This window comes from Microcoleus sp. N9_A2, assembly GCF_036701775.1.
Classification (GTDB): Bacteria; Cyanobacteriota; Cyanobacteriia; order Cyanobacteriales; family Microcoleaceae; genus Microcoleus.
The window spans coordinates 256,803-276,069 of record NZ_JAUBRH010000002.1 but is presented as its reverse complement, the minus strand read 5'-3'; the positions used below and the strand labels follow the sequence as shown (position 1 = coordinate 276,069).

General features: G+C 45.3%; 19 protein-coding genes. 6 read left to right on the top strand and 13 right to left on the bottom strand.

The window, feature by feature from the left end:
* Nucleotides 1-45: 45 nt before the first annotated feature.
* From feoB to QUA44_RS02380, 3 genes are all read right to left on the bottom strand, one after another.
* Entirely contained in the window at nt 46-1,245 is a 1,200-nt protein-coding gene (gene feoB, locus QUA44_RS02390; RefSeq protein ID WP_333247541.1) for a ferrous iron transport protein B, read from the bottom strand.
* Nucleotides 1,245-1,487, bottom strand: coding sequence for a FeoA family protein (locus QUA44_RS02385; protein WP_333247543.1), 243 nt, complete (start codon nt 1,485-1,487; stop codon nt 1,245-1,247). Before QUA44_RS02385 ends, feoB begins: the two co-directional genes overlap by 1 nt.
* A gap of 235 nt (nt 1,488-1,722) precedes the next feature.
* Entirely contained in the window at nt 1,723-2,082 is a 360-nt protein-coding gene (locus QUA44_RS02380) for a FeoA family protein (protein ID WP_333247545.1), read from the bottom strand.
* A gap of 467 nt (nt 2,083-2,549) precedes the next feature.
* On the opposite strand from QUA44_RS02380, the gene QUA44_RS02375 reads away from it, so the two are divergent.
* Nucleotides 2,550-3,458: an alpha/beta hydrolase gene (locus QUA44_RS02375; RefSeq protein ID WP_333247927.1), complete on the top strand. Its 909-nt coding sequence runs from the start codon at nt 2,550-2,552 to the stop codon at nt 3,456-3,458.
* Between the two features lie 81 nt (nt 3,459-3,539).
* Here QUA44_RS02375 and QUA44_RS02370 read toward each other — a convergent pair whose 3' ends face one another.
* The 6 genes from QUA44_RS02370 to QUA44_RS02345 all read right to left on the bottom strand — a co-directional run bounded on the left by QUA44_RS02370 (nt 3,540) and on the right by QUA44_RS02345 (nt 9,690).
* On the bottom strand, nt 3,540-3,983 hold the full coding sequence (locus QUA44_RS02370; protein ID WP_333247547.1) for a DUF4079 domain-containing protein: 444 nt from the start codon (nt 3,981-3,983) through the stop codon (nt 3,540-3,542).
* Nucleotides 3,984-4,182: 199 nt separating this feature from the next.
* Nucleotides 4,183-4,977, bottom strand: a complete 795-nt coding sequence (locus tag QUA44_RS02365; RefSeq protein ID WP_333247548.1) for a WecB/TagA/CpsF family glycosyltransferase — start codon at nt 4,975-4,977, stop codon at nt 4,183-4,185.
* Nucleotides 4,978-5,420: 443 nt separating this feature from the next.
* Complete coding sequence (locus QUA44_RS02360; RefSeq protein ID WP_333247550.1) at nt 5,421-6,791, bottom strand: O-antigen ligase domain-containing protein; 1,371 nt, start codon at nt 6,789-6,791, stop codon at nt 5,421-5,423.
* A gap of 106 nt (nt 6,792-6,897) precedes the next feature.
* Nucleotides 6,898-7,191, bottom strand: a complete 294-nt coding sequence (locus tag QUA44_RS02355; RefSeq protein WP_333247552.1) for a glycosyltransferase — start codon at nt 7,189-7,191, stop codon at nt 6,898-6,900.
* A 48-nt stretch (nt 7,192-7,239) separates the two neighbouring features.
* A complete protein-coding gene (locus QUA44_RS02350) occupies nt 7,240-7,911 on the bottom strand; it encodes a hypothetical protein (RefSeq protein WP_333247554.1) in 672 nt (223 codons plus the stop codon).
* A gap of 588 nt (nt 7,912-8,499) precedes the next feature.
* Nucleotides 8,500-9,690, bottom strand: a complete 1,191-nt coding sequence (locus tag QUA44_RS02345) for a glycosyltransferase family 4 protein (RefSeq protein ID WP_333247556.1) — start codon at nt 9,688-9,690, stop codon at nt 8,500-8,502.
* Nucleotides 9,691-10,650: 960 nt separating this feature from the next.
* Here QUA44_RS02345 and QUA44_RS02340 point away from each other — a divergent pair.
* A complete protein-coding gene (locus QUA44_RS02340) occupies nt 10,651-10,866 on the top strand; it encodes a hypothetical protein (RefSeq protein WP_333247558.1) in 216 nt (71 codons plus the stop codon).
* A 296-nt stretch (nt 10,867-11,162) separates the two neighbouring features.
* On the opposite strand, the gene QUA44_RS02335 is transcribed toward QUA44_RS02340, so the two are convergent.
* Nucleotides 11,163-11,816: a CPBP family intramembrane glutamic endopeptidase gene (locus QUA44_RS02335; RefSeq protein WP_333247559.1), complete on the bottom strand. Its 654-nt coding sequence runs from the start codon at nt 11,814-11,816 to the stop codon at nt 11,163-11,165.
* Nucleotides 11,817-12,059: 243 nt separating this feature from the next.
* Between QUA44_RS02335 and QUA44_RS02330 the strand changes: the two genes are divergently transcribed.
* On the top strand, nt 12,060-13,649 hold the full coding sequence (locus QUA44_RS02330) for an Hsp70 family protein (protein WP_333247929.1): 1,590 nt from the start codon (nt 12,060-12,062) through the stop codon (nt 13,647-13,649).
* A gap of 73 nt (nt 13,650-13,722) precedes the next feature.
* Complete coding sequence (locus QUA44_RS02325) at nt 13,723-14,550, top strand: YwqG family protein (RefSeq protein ID WP_333247561.1); 828 nt, start codon at nt 13,723-13,725, stop codon at nt 14,548-14,550.
* A gap of 285 nt (nt 14,551-14,835) precedes the next feature.
* Here the strand turns inward: QUA44_RS02325 and QUA44_RS02320 are convergent, their stop codons facing one another.
* Together QUA44_RS02320 and QUA44_RS02315 are read right to left on the bottom strand one after the other, a co-directional pair.
* Nucleotides 14,836-15,357, bottom strand: coding sequence for a L,D-transpeptidase (locus QUA44_RS02320; protein WP_333247563.1), 522 nt, complete (start codon nt 15,355-15,357; stop codon nt 14,836-14,838).
* Between the two features lie 125 nt (nt 15,358-15,482).
* On the bottom strand, nt 15,483-16,121 hold the full coding sequence (locus QUA44_RS02315; protein ID WP_333247564.1) for a bifunctional 4-hydroxy-2-oxoglutarate aldolase/2-dehydro-3-deoxy-phosphogluconate aldolase: 639 nt from the start codon (nt 16,119-16,121) through the stop codon (nt 15,483-15,485).
* Nucleotides 16,122-16,378: 257 nt separating this feature from the next.
* Here QUA44_RS02315 and QUA44_RS02310 point away from each other — a divergent pair, with 257 nt between their 5' ends.
* Both QUA44_RS02310 and QUA44_RS02305 read left to right on the top strand, forming a co-directional pair.
* Nucleotides 16,379-16,696, top strand: a complete 318-nt coding sequence (locus QUA44_RS02310) for a hypothetical protein (RefSeq protein WP_333247566.1) — start codon at nt 16,379-16,381, stop codon at nt 16,694-16,696.
* Complete coding sequence (locus QUA44_RS02305; RefSeq protein ID WP_265237788.1) at nt 16,689-16,952, top strand: type II toxin-antitoxin system RelE family toxin; 264 nt, start codon at nt 16,689-16,691, stop codon at nt 16,950-16,952. The genes QUA44_RS02310 and QUA44_RS02305 overlap by 8 nt, the downstream gene beginning before the upstream one ends.
* A 234-nt stretch (nt 16,953-17,186) precedes the next feature.
* Here the strand turns inward: QUA44_RS02305 and ftsH3 are convergent, their stop codons facing one another.
* Nucleotides 17,187-19,025, bottom strand: a complete 1,839-nt coding sequence (gene ftsH3 / locus QUA44_RS02300; RefSeq protein WP_333247568.1) for an ATP-dependent zinc metalloprotease FtsH3 — start codon at nt 19,023-19,025, stop codon at nt 17,187-17,189.
* Between the last annotated feature and the right edge of the window lie 242 nt (nt 19,026-19,267).

Below are 19,267 nucleotides of genomic sequence, written 5' to 3'. Positions count from 1 at the left end.
CTGGTGGCTGCGGGCTTTTTCATTCGTTTATTTTACCAGATGCCGTCACTTAAGTTTTTTTTGACCTGAATCCTTACATCTGTCCATAACAAAGGCAGCCCGTGCCATGTAGCCGGAGTCTTCTAAAACTGACAAACACAAAAACATCATCCCAATTTGGGGGATAAATGTAGCTGTGGTTTGAATGCCACCACCAGCACCTTTTGCCAGAAGTCCAATCAACCATCCTGGTGCGCTGATACTTTCTAAAAGTTTAGCGAAACCATCTACAAAAATTGTCCCCAAGGCGATGTCAAAAAAGTCGATAAACACTGCACCAACGTTAATCGAAATGGTGAACATTAGGTACATTACCGCTAAGAATACGGGAATGCCTAAGAAACGGTTGAGAACAATTTGGTCAATTTTGTCGGAAACGTTGGTTTTGATTTCCCTAGAACATTCGGCGACGCCTTGGGTTAGGTTGCGGATGAAGGTGTAACGGCTGTCGGCGATGATAATATCGAGGTCGTCATCGAGGGTTTCATGGACTCGGCGGCGGTGCGGAACGACGATTTTTTCGAGTTCTGTACTGGCGAGTTCGGGGGCGACTTCATCCTGATATTCTAACAGCTTCAGGGCTGTCCAGCGGGCATCGACGTTGCGATTTGGGCTGTGTTTTTCGATGTGCGGGATGAGTTGGGCGATCGCATCTTCGATCGCAGCCGGATAAGCGACGTATGCAGATGGTACGATCGGCTTTTGTAGCGCCTTATTCACAGCATCCCGCAGCAGTGGCAATCCGTCATTTGACGCAGCACTCATCGGCACTACGATACAGCCGAGGCGTTCTGCGAGTTTGCTAACCTCAATTTTGATGTCCCTGTCTTTAGCAACATCCATCATATTTAGCGCTACTATAATCGGCACACGCATCTCTAAGATTTGGGTGCTAAGATACAAATTTCGCTCTATATTGGAAGCATCAACAATATTAATAATGATATCAGCTTCGCCAGATAGCAAATAATCTCGCGCTACCAATTCGTCAAGGCTAGTATCTCCGTCTTCAACATCAAGAGAATAAACTCCTGGCAAGTCAACGATAGTAATTGGTAAACCATCGTGAGTATATTTTCCCTCTTTCCGTTCGACGGTTACACCCGGCCAGTTTCCCACTCGCTGGTTAGCACCTGTCAAAGCATTAAATAAAGTAGTTTTGCCGCAGTTGGGATTACCCACCAATCCAATAATTTGCTTAGCCATTATTTCACTTCCTCTACAAATAGGGTTTTTGCTTCATCTTTGCGTAAACTGAGTTTAAAACCCCGGACTAGGATTTCTACGGGATCTCCCAGAGGTGCGTGGCGAGTGACAGTGAATTCGGTTCCCGGTGTCAATCCCATTGCTAACAATTTGCCTTTATAGCCACGGGCTGTTTTCTCATAGCAAATCACTTTCCCGGTGCTGCCAACAGCTAAATCTCCCAGTTGTTTCTTCTCGTTCATTTTTTTATTGGTAATTGGTAATTGGTAATCGGTTATTGGTAGTTGGTAAGCTAATCAGCATTTGAATTGATTGTCAAGAAATAATCAAACTCTTGTGGGGTGGGCTTCTAGCCCGCCCTAAACATTCAATATATTAAATGCACAACAGCTTAATAACTTCTTTTTCACGTCCAATGCCCACCCTTCGACTTCGCGAGCGGGCAAGATGCCCAATGTCTCCGCTCTCCCAATTCCCCTAATTCGTACACATAATTTTCTGTGCCATACCGGCCCCCAAACCGATGCGGTTGTCGCCAATTGCTACAATGACGGAACCGCCAGAATTGCTGATGATTTGAACTTCGATGCCGGAGACGAATCCCATGCCGATGAGGCGGCGCACTGTGCCTTCTGAGCCCTTGAGTTTAACTATCCGCAGCTTGTCGCCGATGATTGCCATTGCTAGCGGGAATGATTTACTCTTAGCTGAGTCTGGTTGAGCTTCTGTGCTGCTGTCTTCGGTTTTCGAGACTTCTGGTGTCTCACCGTAAAAGGTAAAACCCTCGAACTGTCCGGGGTTTGAGTCTTTGTTCTGTTGGCTGTATTGTTGTTTCATCTGTTTTGGAAGTCGATCGACTTTAATAACAAGTTATTTGGCTTGCTGGTACGATCGACTTGAGATTTATTCTCAATACGATCGATGTGCAATCGCAGATAGGGCTGAATTTCCCGTTCTAGCGAACTCTTTCCCCTTTAATATTTCGGAGGAAAGTATTCTCCACGCCCAGATATTAGACGAGTTTTTGGCGAGTTCCTAGTTTTAATCTCTCTTGCGCTAGATGCTGATTTGCGCTTCAACCCCAATCAAGCAATACTTACTGCCCTTAAGCATAGTAAACTAAAAAGAAATTATTGGCAAGAATTCTCAAATATTTTAGCATTAAATTAACAAACTCAGTCTTAGCCTGGGCTGAGCGAGACTAAGTAGCGATGCTCAAATACGGGGCGATCGAGCATATATACTTAAGTCTTAGGGCGATCGCGGGAGCACCGCCGCTACGAATTCACAATTTATCAAAAATTATGCCAGCAAGTTTTCTCCCAAAATCGATCGCACAACTCACAGAATCTACCTCAATTGCCTTAGCCCAAAGCATTCAACGCGAGGCAATTACAACTCCCCTATCTTGTGGGCCAATTGCCACAACCTACGTGCGCCAAGGCAGCGGAAACACACCGATTTTGCTAATTCACGGCTTCGACAGTTCCTTGTTTGAATTTCGCCGCCTGTTGCCGCTGCTAGCTGCCGAAAATGAAACTTGGGCGGTTGATTTGTTGGGTTTTGGCTTTACAGAAAGATCGGCTGGTTTTGCATTCAGCGCGAGGGCAATTGAAAGTCATCTTTACTATTTTTGGAAAACGCTAATTTCTCAGCCTGTAATCTTAGTCGGTGCTTCAATGGGAGGTGCAGCAGCAATTGATTTCACTCTCAATTATCCCGAAGCTGTCAAACAATTAGTTTTAATAGATAGCGCAGGTTTTGCCATCAGTTCTAATAAGGGAAAGTTTTTAATTCCTCCTTTAGGGTATCTGGCAACTTCATTTTTACGCAATCCCAAAATTCGCCAGCGAATTAGCGTCAATGCTTATTTTGATAAAAATTTGGCTTCTCAAGATGCTCAAACTTGTGCTGCTTTGCACTTGGAAATGCCCAACTGGAATCAAGCTTTAATTGCGTTTACAAAAAGCGGCGGTTACGGAGGTTTTGGGGAAAAATTATCGCAAATTCAGCAGCAGACGCTGATTTTGTGGGGAAAACAAGACCGGATTTTGGGGACGGCGGATGCGGAAAAGTTTGCAAGGGCGATCGCAAATTCTCAACTAATTTGGATACCCGACTGCGGGCACGTTCCCCACTTAGAAAAGCCACAGACTACCGCGCAGCATATTTTAGAATTCATCACAAAAAGCGGACTCACGCAAAAAAATTAAACCTAGGGTGCGCTGTGGCGCACCTTACATATATGTTTTTCCTTGCACATTTGGTATAGTTTGAGGTCAAATAGACAGGTTTCAAACTTTCGGCAAATACTTTTGTACGATCGTCCATCCTGTGAGCAACACAGTCACAAATCCCCCAAACAAAGCCAAATTAGTGCCGATGTGGAGGGGACGCGCCCAAGGATGTTTAGGACCAATTTGCAGCCCGCTTCCAACAGAAACCAACACCAAAGCTACAACTGCTAACCCCGCCGGTAAATGAGCCGAGTGACCCAAATTGCCATAGTATCCCAGCGTACCGACTACACCAATTCCCAGCAGTAAAATTACCAAAGTTGCCATCCCCGCACCAGTGGCTAAATGAAAGGGACGCAGCCATTTTGGGCGCGGTTGTTTGGTACTGCGAGCGGCAAACATCCACGTTCCACTAACCGCCAGCAACAGGTAAGCTAACAGGGAAACACCCATTGACCAAGCCGCTATTTTCCACAACCACAAGAAAGAAGGTAGATTCATCGGTTGCATCCCTAGTTAGGGATTTCCAAAAAAGGTTTCTTTCCGATTTTACCGGGAATTGAAAGCAAAAATGAATATTTTTGGCAGAAAGTGCGATCGGGCTATCCACAGCTTGCATCCGTCTTACCTTGACTTGAAGTCAAACGCACTTTCTCTCATACTCAGCTTAATTGACGTTAGAGATTGGTCGCTGCAGTTTTTAGGAACCACCTTCCCATTCTAGCTTCGTAGTTTTGCTGTCAACGAAAGGCATTTTATAAAACCCTAATTTTTGTTCTAAGATTAATCGGAAAAACGGCAGACCTTCAATCAAATATCTTTTCCACAACCTTCTCGGTTCGCTTAACAGTCGGTACGCCCATTCTATGCCGACTTCGCTCATCCATTTGGGAGATCTGGCTTTGCAACCAGCTTCAAAATCAATGGTTGCACCTACTGCTAAGAAAATTTTGACGTGTGTTAATTTGCTCTTGTATTTAACTAGCCACTTCTCTTGCTTGGGCGCTCCCACCCCTATGGCCAGAACTGTCGCCCCTGATTTATTGATCGCGTCAATTATTGTTTCACATTCTTCCTCATTTTTTTCAAAGCCAAAAGAAGGAGAAAGTGCTTCAACCACTATTTCTCTACCAATTTTTTGGTTAATTTTTTCCTGGGCTTTCCTAGCAATACCTTCAGCAGCTCCTAGCAAAAATATTTTAATCTTCTCGTTATCTTTGTGATACATATAAAATGCAGGAAACAAGTCAGAACCGGAAATTTTTTCTTTGATAGGAGTCCCCAAAAACTTGGAGGCATACATCAATATTTGACTGTCGCAGACTCTATAACTAGATTTATTATAAGCTTCATAGAAGTCGCGGTCATACTGCAACTTAATCAAGTGGTCTACATTTGGCGTAAATACGACACCGCCTTCGGAATCTAGTTTTTCAAACAACTCGGTTATGGAGAAGTTATCTATCGAGACATTCAATAAATTAACTGTTTTCATTTGTTATTCCCTTCCAGTCTTTATATTAAACTACAACTCAAACTATTATAACCCACAATACAGTTTCGTGTTTTAACTACCTGGGTGCTTCAGTGAACATACTTTTCTCAGTATATCCTCCTACACCCTCCCTGTCTAGTGAGGATTTTTAAAGATTATGTAAAGAATCAGCTCGTTTTAGAAAAAGTGTATAAAGCCCATTTTTAAGTTTATAACTCGCAACACAGTTTCAAGAAAAAATCCATCCCGTGCTAATACTTGTTGAAGCATTGCCAATGAATGTAAAAAACAGTTTATGAGATTAAAATTTTAACCTAGTGAGAAATATCTCGCAACTTCCGAACTGGATTTCATCCAAAAGTGGTAGATTTTTTAGTTGTTGTCTCCAGGGAAGGCAAGATAGTGTCAAGCTTGAAGTGAAGCAGCGATCGCATTCCTGAAAATCATCCTGATTTTTGGTGAACCAGGGACTGTCTTCTTGGTGGCGAAGTGGTTTTCTTGGCCTTAAGACTTTCTGGAGCTTTTAAGACGAGACCCGATATTCCTCCAGCAATCAGGGCAAAAATCGGGTTAGTCATAGCATTCAAAACACAGTCAAACACGTACATAGTTAAGGCTATTCCCAGGACGGCCGCGGGTGCTACTTTGGGATTAGTCCAGGTTCTGGCGGGATATTTGAACACGGAAAAGACGATAACAGGAAGTAACAAGGAAGAAAATAAACTAACTAAACCCACTGCACCGTTGATGCCAAATGCAATAATCCATAAGCTGTCGGTGACCGAGATATCATCACCGTATTCGTTATACACGCGGTTTCCGCCCGAATCTCCCCAGCCAAACATAAATCTTTGCCGCGCCTTTTCCCCCAATATCTCTTCATTATCAAATCTAAACTTCAAAGAGCCGGCTCGTTCTTCGCCAAATACTTGGTTGATGAACTCAATCACGTCTTTGCTCGAAAATTGGCCGGATGCAGCTATGTACAGATAAAACACTATATATCCAATTATGAATAGCAGGGGCAAAGAGGTGCGAAACCACTTGGCAGAGAATAATACGATCAACGCGAATACAAATAAACTGTAGGCGCCCGTAGAACGGCACAGGAAAAAAGCGATAGTTAATATAATTGCTAAAGTCTTGATGTTACGGCCCATAAACTTTTTAAGCGTCCCAGTTTGCCACAGCCAAACAGCAATTAAGGCGGCTGTCATCATCCATAGGCCCACCATCAAACCGTGCTGCATAAATACTACCGGTCTCCACCCCCCCATACGCCTTGCTTGACCCCAGTCGTCAAAGGCATTGACGCCGTAAATCATTTGGTGCAGAATTGGGCCCCTAATCCCTTCAACTAAAGTAAAAGGAATGTAGGCTAACCCACCTGCAAAAATCCCGATCGCCAATTGTCGCAGCCCGTCTAAACTACCCACATACAAGCGTCCTAAAAAATAAGGCAGACCCCAAGTAACGATTTGGTTGATAGTCGGAGAAATCGGGCTGCCGCCATTACTAACTTGTGAAAAAATTGGACACAAACAGTAAATTACCATTGGCACGTCCAGCCAACCGGGCTTAAAAGATGTGAGGCGCACCGTATCGTAGATAAGAGTCCCCAGCAAAATGCCGTAGCAAGCTGCGGAGATTTTGGTATACGGTGGCAATGAGGGGATGGGATAAGAAGCTTGCGGTAAAAAAAGCCAAGCTGCCACAAAACTTATAATTACTGCCCGCTGAGCCGGAAACCTCACAAACAGGTAAAAAACGACTGGAATAAAGCCGAACATAGCAAATGGGATTAATGCAACCATAGGTTTTTTTTTGGCAGTAAAATTGTAGAAAGACAACTCAAATTGCCCGATAAAAATTCTCGCTTAAACGATTGCCCAACCCCAATCTTTTAAATCAACCTCAATTTTACGTCTGGTTCGTTAATTGTGCCTGACGTTCCAAAGCAGTGTACAGTGCCGCCTCGAAGAGATTAGTTGCATCCTCCCCAGTATAATTTATTACCGTTTCCAAAGCAGTCTCGGACATGGCGCGCCATTCGGCATCAGACAACTGACAAATCTGCTCGATCGCTTTTGCCATATCCTCTGGGTCTTCTGGCTTGACAAGTATGCCACCCCCGCAAGCTTGTAGTTCCGGAGCTGCGCCTGCTGGAGTGCCGATGAATGGAGTGCCACAAGCCATCGCTTCTAAAATTGGCAAGCCGAAGCCTTCGGATCTGCTGGAAAACAGTCAAGCATCGCATTTGCTTTAAAACTCTCTGAGTTGCTCTTGAGTAGGTTCCTGATTATACTCAGTACCCGGAGGCAGCGGCAAATAGGAAGGAGGACTATCGCCGGAACCAAAGGCAACTAAACGAAGGTTGGGAATTTTTTGGGCAGCTAGAGAGAAAGCTTTCAGGGCAATATCGCAGCCTTTCCAAGGAGTTCTAGTATAGTACATCCCGACTGTGGGAACTGACTGCTTGCCTCGCGGCTGCCCCAGGCGCGACTGGGGGTCGTAAAATTGTTTGGTGTCCACGGTGGGAGGGACAAGATATACAGACAAATCGCCGTATTCATTCCGAGCTATGTCGGCCAGCCACTGGGCCACAGCGATTTTGTGCATCGGCAGCCGCCAAGTTGCCTCTACTCGACCTTGTGGTACGTTGTCAAAAGCCTCATAATGTGGGAAAAAATATACTTTCGTTCCTTTCCTCGGAGAGAGTTTGGCCACCCACTCGGCAGTTTCCCACCAAGTAGCCATGACAATATCGGCATCAGGTACGTCAAGGTCAGTAATTGGACGGTTGGTTTCGATAACTCGACTTTCGACATCTACCTTGTCAAAGTGAGACTTTTGTGTCTTGGGAGCGGACTGCCAACCCCTACCCCTCAGCAGCCATCGCAATTGTTGGATTAAAGTCGGTTGCGGCAGGGGCATAGAGACAATAAATATTTTGTGTCCTCTTTTGCAGCAGTTCTGTGTAGATACATAAAACCCTCATGCTACGTGTAAGACTAAGGGTAGGCAGGACAAAAGTAATTTTCATGAATAGATACTGAAGATTGATACTGGTTAAAACTCCTCCTTAAAGCAATTTGGCACTTACCAGCCTCTGTTTGGCTTTTCTGCGGGGTGGGGTTCTCTGCTGGAAGCGATCGTAACTCGATAGTCGAGCCGATCTTACTTTGTCGTCAGGGACTTTTCCCAATTATAAATCGGCAGATGTTTGACGACTAGACAAGTTTAACCTGTGATGCAAGCCAGGGGCTTTCCTCTCGTTTTCCGGTAACGGAGCCAGCCTTAAAACCTCCGTTGCACTCTAATTCAGATTTTGGCAGATCAATTTATAACCATTATTCCCTTGTCGCTGCGGTCAGAATTCGTGTCGAGACTGCCACGTAGAAAACAGGAAACGGGCGATTTTACTTGTGGCAGAAACACCCCACCAAACGATATTGAGTTTCTGCCCAGAAATCCGGCGCCGAAAATCCCCGTAGCGCCGAATTTCAAATGGCGGCGCTGCACTTAGCATTCAACCGGAATTTTTTCGTCCTCATAGTAGTGAGATAAGCAATCTATGTGAACGTCGCGGTCTTTGTAGGGAGATAAGCGGTCTATGTGAACGTCGCGGTCTTTAGATTTGTCTACAGCAACTTTCAATGCCGCTTCAAAATGATCCGTGGCATCTTCCCACGTATAATTGTTCACCTTGGCATAGGCGGCTTCAGACATGGCTTGCCACTTGGAATTTCGCAACTGACAGATAGACTCTATGGCTTTTGCCATTTCTTCGGGATCTTCAGGTCTTACAAGTATGCCTGTACCCCCGCTCAAAATTTCAGGAGCAGCGCCTGCTGGGGTACTGATGACGGGAGTGCGGCACGCCATCGCTTCGATAATAGGCAAGCCGAAGCCTTCTGAGCGGCTCGCCAGCAACCAGGCATCGCATTTGCTGTAATAGTCTTTGATTTTGTCTTGGTCGGGTTGAATTACATACTCGGCATTGGCCGGTAGGGGCAATTCCGAGGATGGGGCCCCTGTACCGAAGGCAACCAGACGCAGGTTGGGGATATTTTCTGCCGCTAGGGAAAAAGCTTTGAGGGCGATGTCAGTTCCTTTCCAGTAGATCGTAGAGTACATTAGACCAACTGTAGGAACCGATTGTTTGTTGCGAGGACAGGCGTAAAATTGCTTGGTGTCCACGGTAGGAGGAGCTAAGGAAACTTGGCGATCGCCATATTTCGTCCTAGCTAGCTCAACTAACCACTCAGAAATCGTAATTTTGTGCATGGGCAGCATCCAAGTTGCTTCTACTCTTCCTTGAGGTAGATAGTCAAAAATTTCGTGGTGCTGGATAAAATAAGCTTTTGCTCCTTTGCTAGGAGAGAGTTTGGCTACCCACTCGGCGGTTTCCCACCAGGTGGCAACTACTACGTCAGCGTCAGGTACATCTTTGTCTTCTACCGGGCGCCAGCGATCGGTCATTTTGTGTTCTACACCTAAGTTATCAAAAAATGAGGGTTCATTTTCAGGTGTCGAAATCCAACCCCGTCCCCGCAGCAGTGACTTGACTTGCTTGCGCAGACTCGCTTGGGCGTGAGGTACAGAGATGACGAACACTTCGTGCCCTCGCTTTCTCAAAAGTTCTGCGAAAATAGATATTACTCGTATTCCACCAGTCAAAGACAAAGTAGGAAGAACAAAGGTGATTTTCATTTTTCAGTCCCGCTGAAGACTCCGACTCTTGACGGCGCTACTAGCGCTAGTTTTAGAGTCAGATAGGAAAGAGGGGCGGGTGGATATTAATTACCGCTTTCCTGCTGTGTACATAGAATCCAACCTAGTGACTGTTCGCAACACCCCAGTATCGATCTACCACAACTTTGCTATCGATTGAACTGATAATAACGATTGATTCGAGCGCCCAACAGTTCCTCTAGGGGTAATTTTCATGTATGGGAATGTTCCTCCTCAAGACAGATACCTCATCAAACAGCAGATTTTTTTGTGGCAAACAAAGCTAAACAACTCTTCCCGTCCGATATAACATAAGTTACTTATCTTACAGACAGGGATGTACGGGAAACCCAACATCATCTAACTTTTATTGCTCTAGCTAAAGGTAACATTCGTAACAAAAATCCGTAAACCTATCCCTCATCAAACAGCAGCTTTTTTGGCAGCAAACACGCCCACCAAACCACTCTTATCGTCTAATATAACAGAAGTTACTTATCCTACAGACAGGGTGTACGGGACACAAAAAGCACCCAAATTTTATTGCGTGAGCTAGAGGTAACATTCGTAACAATATTCAGTCAACGGACGATCGCTCCCGGCAAAATTTTATACTGTCGCGTCAAAAAGGTAAATTATTAATTGGAGAATATTGATTTACAGAGCGCCCACTTACTCTAAACACCGAACTGCGACTGTAATTTTGTGTAACTGTCATGTATTTTTTGAGGAAAAAATATCGTATTTTGTCAGGATTGAGAGATGGTGGTTTGTTCAAATAGCGGCATGGGGCGATCGCGCCAAGGACACTCCTGAACGCGAAAATCAGAGAAAAAATCAGGTTTTTCAACCGCTATACCTCGCCCTCACTTGTCGTATTTTCGTGAAAAAACCCGATTGATGCGTCCGGGAATATTTGAAAAAGGAGGATTCCCAATCGTGCTACAGAACATAGAGTTTCGCCAGTATAGATTTATTATTTTTGGAGAAAAGGAAGCAGCATCGGATGTTTTAGATCCAGAAGCGCAGCCGGAAGGAGGAAGCAGAGAGAAGGAAGCAGAATCGGAGATTTCGGCTACTAAAAAATGGATGAGTTTCCAAGTCAGCGATACTAGAATTGGGATGAATGCAGAGCAAATTGAAAGAGTATTTTAATTTTTTACGCAAGTGGACGAAGGGAGCATCTGAGCGCAAGCTTTTGTAGTGCTGTTCTCGCTGGCTTGGTTGTAGAAACAAGCGAGTGAAGACAGCACTAAAACAAAAAATGCTGCAAAACACAGATGCTCCTGCGGACAATTCTGCGGTAGGGCGGTACGGGTTTGGGACTAGAAATTGCTTACTCGCAAAGAAATTATGTCAGATGATCGGAGGAGATATTAGTCGGGAGAGCGAGTTGGAGAAAGTGTCAACTTTTACTGTATACTTGCCAGCGATTATAGATAAAAAATTAGCTAATTAAAGAGGATTTGCCAAGCAATAATTGCCAGCGCTAAATCTGCGATCGCGTGGCTGATATAACTAGGCCAAAGCGAACGGTAAGTTAGATAACACTGCGACCAAATTATCCCGGCGGCAAAGACAGCTAATGAGCCTAAAATCACACCGCGCCAGTCGCTGTAGGCTGCGATGACAAAAATGTGGTGGAGGGTGAAAAATAGTGAACTGAGAAATATTGCTCCTGTTCCCGGCATCAGAATCTGGCATTTGTTGCAGACAAACCACCGCCAAGTGAATTCTTCAATCAGCGAGTTAACTAGCACAAAATATGCTTCAATCATCAAGTAAATATTAGGGCTGCTAATACCTAATTGCTGCGCTTTTTCTTTAGCAACTACAGGATCGATCCAGTGCTGACCGAAAAGGCTGTAGATACCCACAATCACCGCAAACATGAATATTCCCCAAATAGATCCAGCCAGCAATTCTTGGCGCTTGGGTAGGGATAAACTGAGCTTTTCGCGATCGACTAAAACAGACCCGGCGATCGGAAAAACCAGCAACCAAATTTGACACAAGGCTGAGACGGCTTGTCCCCAGCTTCCGGCAATATACAATGCTGTTACTGCACCAATACTAGCAGCAGGGACAAGCAGTGTTAAAGCCAATAGTGCTGTTTTGCGATCGCCATTATCCAGCTTTTTTCACGCGACATTTGAAAAATTGTATTGAGATCGAAGGTAAAAGCTTGGCTGCTGCAGACAGGGGAGTTTTGTGCCGCTTATCAAAGTGGCGTGCCTTTTCAGTTGCAACAAAATGTTCATGTAAGAACAATTCGATCGCCTGTTTGCATTTGCGGCTCAAAATATCATAATATAATCTAATCCCTAATAGCTGTGTATTTTGGCCCAATGACGATCGCCATTGACTTTGGAACTAGCAACACCGTCGTCGCTCGCTGGAATCAGGCCATCCAGCAGCCAGAAACTTTGAAATTACCGGGATTGTCGGCAATCTCAGCTCAAAACCCGCCCCTAATTCCCAGTTTGCTCTACGTTGAGGACGCTGCTCAAAGTAAAGTAATACTCGGTCAACAAGTCCGCGACAGAGGTCTCGATCTGAGTGGAGATTCTAGGTTTTTCCGCAATTTCAAGCGGGGAATTGGCACTGTAGTTCAGGGTTTTGTGCCGGAACTAGACGGGCAAATTGTGGATTTTGAACGAGTAGGTGAGTGGTATTTGAGTAAAATTGTCAACTCAATTCGCGAACTACCTTTGCCTGTAGATTCTCTAATTTTTACTGTGCCCGTAGATAGTTTTGAAGCTTACCGCCATTGGTTGGGTAAAGTGTCTGAATCTCTGCAAGTAGAACAGGTACGGATGTTGGACGAACCGACTGCGGCTGCTTTGGGTTACGGTTTAGCCGATCGCGAAATTCTCTTAGTCATTGATTTCGGCGGCGGAACTCTCGACCTTTCTTTAGTGCGCCTGGATATTTCTGCTGGCAAAAAGCCCCTGGGTTTTCTGCTGAAATGGGGCGAAAAGTTATTAGCTGAATCTTCGGCACAAAAGGCAAAAGTTGCTAGGGTTTTGGCTAAATCCGGACAAAATTTGGGCGGTTCTGATATTGATAATTGGCTGGTTGACTATTTTTTCAAAACGAAAGGGCTGGCAAAATCTCCGATTACAACGAGATTGGCAGAACGGTTAAAGATTCAGTTATCTTTGGTAAATAAGGCGGTTGAGGTTTATTTTGATGATGAAAATTTTGAGAGTTACGAATTAGAATTAGACCGTGATGGCTTTGAATCTATCCTCGCCGAACATCAGTTTTTTGACAACCTCGACGAGTGCATGAATCAAGTATTGCAGCAAGCGCGCCGCCAAGGTTTAGAAATTGACGACATTGATGCAGTTTTGCTCGTTGGCGGTACTGTTCAAATTCCCGCCGTAAAGCGTTGGGTTGAGCAATATTTCGAGCCGGCAAAGATTCGGTGCGACAAACCCTTTGAGGCGATCGCCCAAGGTGCTCTACAATTGAGTCAAGGCATAGAAATCAAAGATTTTCTCTATCACAGTTACGGAATTCGCTACTGGAACCGCCGCGAAAATTGCCACAGTTGGCACAGTTTAATTAAATCGGGCCAGTCTTATCCGATGAGCGAACCGGTAGAATTAGTCTTGGGAGCTTCTTTAGAAAATCAGCCGAGTATTGAATTAATTATCGGTGAATTGGGAGCGGAAACTGGCGGGACGGAGATATATTTTGATGGCGATCGGCTGATTACTCGCCAAATCGCCGGCCAAACCTCGGTACAGCCCCTAAATGACAAAGATGGAGCTCGCAGTATCGCGCAATTGACACCGCCGGGGTATCCGGGGGGCGATCGCATCAAAATCTTCTTCCGCGTTGACGAACAGCGATTTTTGCGGATTACTGTGGAAGATTTGCTGACGAATGAAACGTTGTTAGAGGACAAACCAGTGGTGCAGTTAAGTTAAGGATAGACTTTACAGGTAAGGTGCGCTTCGGCGCACCCTACTGATGGCGTTCAAAACAAATTGTTAAAAGCAGATGAACTACAAACTAGAATGTCCACTCTCTCCCGAACTAGAAAAGTATCGCGACAGAATCGAAGCTACCATTAAACCTTACATCGAAATTCAAACCCAGAATAATGATGACGTTAATTGGTGGCAGAGTAAATTTGGGGGATTTCCTTATTTACCTAAAGGCTTTGAGTATCCAAAAACTGCTGACGGTAAATATTTATTCTTGCTAGCACAAATCAACTTTTCTGAAGTACCGCCTTTAGATGGTTTTCCCGATCGGGGGATTTTACAGTTCTATATAGCCGACGATGACCTATATGGTTTAGATTTGGGCAATTCCGCCGATGTTGATAATCCCACAGTCGAAGACAGATTCAAAATAATCTATTTTCCTCAGCCCGACTTCCGAGTTGAAAACATCATTACCAATTATGATTTTTTGCCGGAACTAGAATTTATTCCTGTTAATGGCTGTTGCAGCTTGCAATTTACTAAAAAATATGCGCCGATTAGTACCATTGACTACAAATTTACCGAACTGTTAGGCTCGGAAATCCATGAGTTATTTAGGAACCCTGAAATTGAGGATGAGTACCGAGAAATATCGCATTCCTTTGGTCATAAAATAGGTGGTTATCCTTATTTTACACAAGACGACGTAAGAAAATGTAGTAATACCTCTGAGCAAAAACAAAAGCTAGACATTCTTCTATTCCAAATGGATAGCGATGCCAATGAGACAGTAGATATCATGTGGGGAGACAGTGGTGTCGGTAACTTTTTTATTGATGAATCAGCACTCAGAGAATTAGATTTTAGTAAAGTTTTATACAATTGGGATTGTTGTTAATACCAATTATCTAAAGTCTTGCAACAATGATGAGTGTGGGTTTTTTTACGCTCACCCGCTCGTGTAAGGTGCGTCGCTCAAAGATTGTGGATATTCTTTAAGATTTAAGGGTGGCGACGCACCCTACAGATACTGTGGCATGAGTTTTGAGAATTAGTATAAAAACAGCAGTAAAGTCAGCAAGCTAAAAAAACCAGAACTGATGAACTCCGATCGAAGAAACCGGTGCATCAGTTCTAATAATGTTCGACTATGCCCGATGCCCGATGCCCAATTCCCAATGCCCTAAACCTGAGATTTGTGCACCACCACGGGTGTCCCCACCGAGGCCCAATCGAACAGCCATTTAGCGTGATTTACAGCTACATTTGTGCAGCCGTGAGAGACGGGATTGCCAAACAAATTGTGCCAGTAAGCGCCGTGAATTGCCATGCCCCCGTCGTAATACATTGTATAGGGAACGTCGGGCACATCGTAGTCCGGCCCAGTCATTCTGGCAACGCGGTATTTGGTTTGAACGGCAAAGGTTCCCGTGCGGGTGGGAGTGGATAATTTGCCGCTGGAAATAATCACCGCATAAACAGGTTGATTTCCTTCCCAAGCTATTAATCTTTGTCTTGACAAATCTATTTCAATCCAGCGTTCACTGGATTGCTGCAACAGCATAATTTTATTGGCAATTATGTTGTGCTGTTCGCTGGCAAATGCGGTCATTGAACCACCGCAGAATGTAGCAAAAGTGAGGGCGCAGCCGGCACAGAAAGTTCCAGCGCGGCGGAAGTAAATTGAGTTGATAATGCTGTTCATTTCTCACACCTCGTACTATTTTAGATTTTAGATACTTCGGCTTCGCTCAGTACAAGTTTTAGATTTTAGATTGGCTTGTCCTATTTTAGATTGTAGATTTGAAATGTTGGATTGGGAAAGAGAGCTTAACTAATTGTTAACTTTTGGGTAAGAGTTTGGGCGATTTGGACGATCGCCTCCCAATCTCGATTTTCCACTAAGTGTTTCGGAAATAAGTCTCCGGCCAAACCAACGGCGATCGCCCCAGCGTCAATAAATACCTTCGCATTTTCCACTGTCACCCCGCCAGTGGGAATCAAAGGAATGTGTCCCAGAGGGCCTTGCAGGCTTTTCAGGTAAGCCGCGCCTCCCAAAGCCGATATCGGAAACACTTTAACGCAGGTAGCGCCGGCTTGCCACGCGGTCACAATTTCTGTGGGAGAAAAAGCACCAGGGACGATCGGCACTCCGGCGTCAACTGCTGTTTTAATCATAGTTAAATCGGTGTGGGGAGTAAACAGAAATTGAGCGCCGCAGTCTATTGCTTGTTGCAACTGTTCTAAGTTTAATAAGGTGCCAGTGCCAATACTAAAAGTAGGGAATTCCGAGCGGAGTTCGGCAATTAATTCAGCGGCTTTGTGGGTGTTCCAAGTAATTTCAATAAACTGGATTCCTCCGGCTGCTACCGATGAAGCCATCTGTGAAGCGAGTTCTTTTTCGGAGGAACGGATGACTGCGATCGCCCGGTATTTTTTTAGTTGTGTCAACCAAGATTGATGATTCATGCGATTTGAAATTTTAGATTTAAGATTGAGAATCAATAGACCTCTTGCATGAAATTTTGATAGAGCCGATCAACCGCAGATAATAGGCAGATGCACGCAGATCAACGCAAATAGTTTCAAGAGGTGACTTTAGCCAAAGGTCTACTAATGATTATTATGGTATGGTTTGGAACATGGGCATACAGTTGCTTTTTTTGGGGAAATTAGTATCATTCTAACTAGGATATAATTTTAGTACACATTACAAACTTCGATATATGCCAAACTACAATATGCGCGGCGTTCAATTTTTAACCGATAATCTAGGCAACAAAACTGCTGCAATTGTTGACCTCAAAGAACACAGCAATTTCTGGGTTGACGTGCTGGCTGAATGCGGCGAACCGACAGACTTTCAGTTTTTAGTTGACGGCGAAGGCGAAAAAATTGCGGTGGTGCTCGACTTCGAGAAGCACGGCGAACTCTGGGAGGATGTTTATGACTCTTTGACCATTGAATCTAGAAAAGATGAACCAAGAGTTCCCTGGGAAGAAGTTAAGCAGCAGCTTGAGAAAAAGGGTATGTTGAATGTCTGATTACTTGGTCATTACTGCACGTTCGGCTCAAAAAGACCTGGATGCTCTGCCCGTTGAAATCAGCAGCCGAATTTATCCCCAGATAAATGCTTTAGCAAGTGTCCCGCGCCCGCCGGGGTGTCTCAAGTTAAAGGGGGAGAAAAATGGTTGGCGAATTCGGATTGGTGATTACAGGGTAATCTACACCATTGATGACGACAGCCGCACGATCGATATCAGTAAAGTTCGTCACCGGCGAGAAGTTTATCAAGGGTGAAGTTCAAGTCCGGTTACATACAAATGATACAGTGCGATCGCCAGATCACTCGCGATCTCCTCGCGATCGGGGACGATCGCACTCTGGTATAATTCCGATGTCAGCGGATTTTCTCTAAAACAGCCCGCGACACAAAAAAATCGGGGCGATTCCAGACAATCCCAGAACCACCCCAATTACCTATTTTAAACTTTAGATTTAATCTAAAGATTAAAATCCAAAATCCAAAATTGATTAGGCGATCGTCGCCATTTTCACATCGCTGTTGGCTAGCAAATTTTGCAATTCGTCGGAATCGACAGTTTCTTTTTCAACTAGCATATCTGCCAAAGCATTAAGGACGTGGCGGTTGCCGACGAGTACATCTTTAGCGCGACGGTAAGCTTGCTCTACCAACAAACGCACTTCATCATCGATCGTCGCTGCGGTTTCTTCAGAGAAATCGCGTTCGGCCATGATATCGCGACCCATGAACATATTCCCTTGCTGGCGACCGAGAGCTACAGGGCCTAGCCGATCGCTCATTCCGAAGCGAGTCACCATTTGCCGTGCTACTCTTGCCACTTGCTGCAAGTCATTGGAAGCGCCAGTCGTGACTTCTTCTTCGCCGAAGACAATCTCTTCAGCAATGCGGCCGCCCAAAGCTACCGCCATTTGATTTTGCAAGTAAGAGCGAGAATACAAGCCAGAATCCATCCGATCTTCGCTCGGTGTGAACCATGTCAAACCGCCAGCGCGGCCGCGGGGGATAATGCTAATTTTCTGCACGGGATCGTAGTCGGGCATCAGGGCACCGACTAAAGCGTGACCGGCTTCGTGGTAAGCTACTAAGGTTTTGCGCTTTTCGCTCATCACACGGTCTTTCTTTTCTGGGCCTGCGAGCACGCGGTCGATCGCATCGTTGACTTCATCCATCGAGACTTCGGTCAAGTTGCGGCGGGCGGCCAAAATTGCCGATTCATTCAGCAGGTTAGCCAAATCGGCACCTGTGAAACCGGGTGTCCGGCGGGCGATTTTCTCCAAGTCCACGTCTTTCGACAAAGTTTTGCCGCGGGCGTGAACGTTGAGAATTTCCAGGCGGCCGGAGAAGTCGGGGCGATCGACCACAACTTGGCGATCGAAACGGCCCGGGCGCAGCAGCGCAGCATCCAGCACGTCGGGGCGGTTCGTAGCAGCAATCAAAATGATGCCTGTATTGCCTTCAAAACCGTCCATTTCGGTCAGCAACTGGTTCAGGGTTTGTTCCCGTTCGTCGTTACCGCCGCCCAAACCAGCTCCCCGCTGGCGACCTACCGCATCAATTTCATCGATAAATACGATGCAAGGAGCGTTGGTTTTAGCTTGTTCAAACAAGTCGCGGACGCGGGAAGCACCCACACCTACGAACATTTCCACAAATTCTGAACCGGAAATCGAGAAGAAGGGAACGCCTGCTTCTCCAGCCACTGCCTTGGCGAGCAAGGTTTTGCCTGTTCCGGGAGGGCCCACTAGCAGTACGCCTTTGGGGATTTTTGCTCCGACTGCGGTGAAGCGATCGGCATTTTTCAGGAAGTCCACGACTTCGGCGAGTTCTAGCTTGGCTTGTTCGATGCCGGCTACGTCGCCGAATGTCACCTGAGTTTGAGGTTCCATTTGAACTCTAGCTTTGGATTTGCCGAAGTTCATGGCTTGGTTGCCGGGCCCGTTTTGGGCGCGTCGCACCAGGAAAAACAGTCCCACCAAGAGCAGGATCGGGAAGAACAGGCTGCTGAGGGCTTTTACCCAGAAACCTTCGTCGTTTTGGGGCAGAACTGAAATGTCTACCTTATTTTTGGTCAGGATGTTGATCAGTTCTGGGTCGTTCGGCAGGTTAACCAGTACCTTGTTGCCATCTTGAGCCGTTACGAGGGCTTTGCTGCGATCGGAACTGATATTTATTTTGTCTACTCTCTTGCCTTCGATTTCCTGAATGAATTGACTGTACTTCCAAACTTCGCGGCTTGGGGGCTGTTTGTCAAAAAAAGCCGTTGCTAAGGCAATGACTACAATAGCCAGCAGTGCGTACAGGCCAGCGTTTCTCCACCGTTTATTCACCGAGGTCGATCCTCCTAATTATTTAGTCCCTGTGATTTGGGATTTTTTATTTATGTTCATCAATCTTAACGTAATTGTAACTTGTTTTTGCGTGGGAGGAATCCCGGCCAGGGCTCTGCGGTCTGAGGTGAGGTCGTGGAAACCGAAGGTTCCTTCACTTCGTCAGGAGATGGGAGTGCTTTACTAACGGGTGCATTTTTATACACTATAAAGTAATATTTGTCAAGTGCATTATAAAAGTG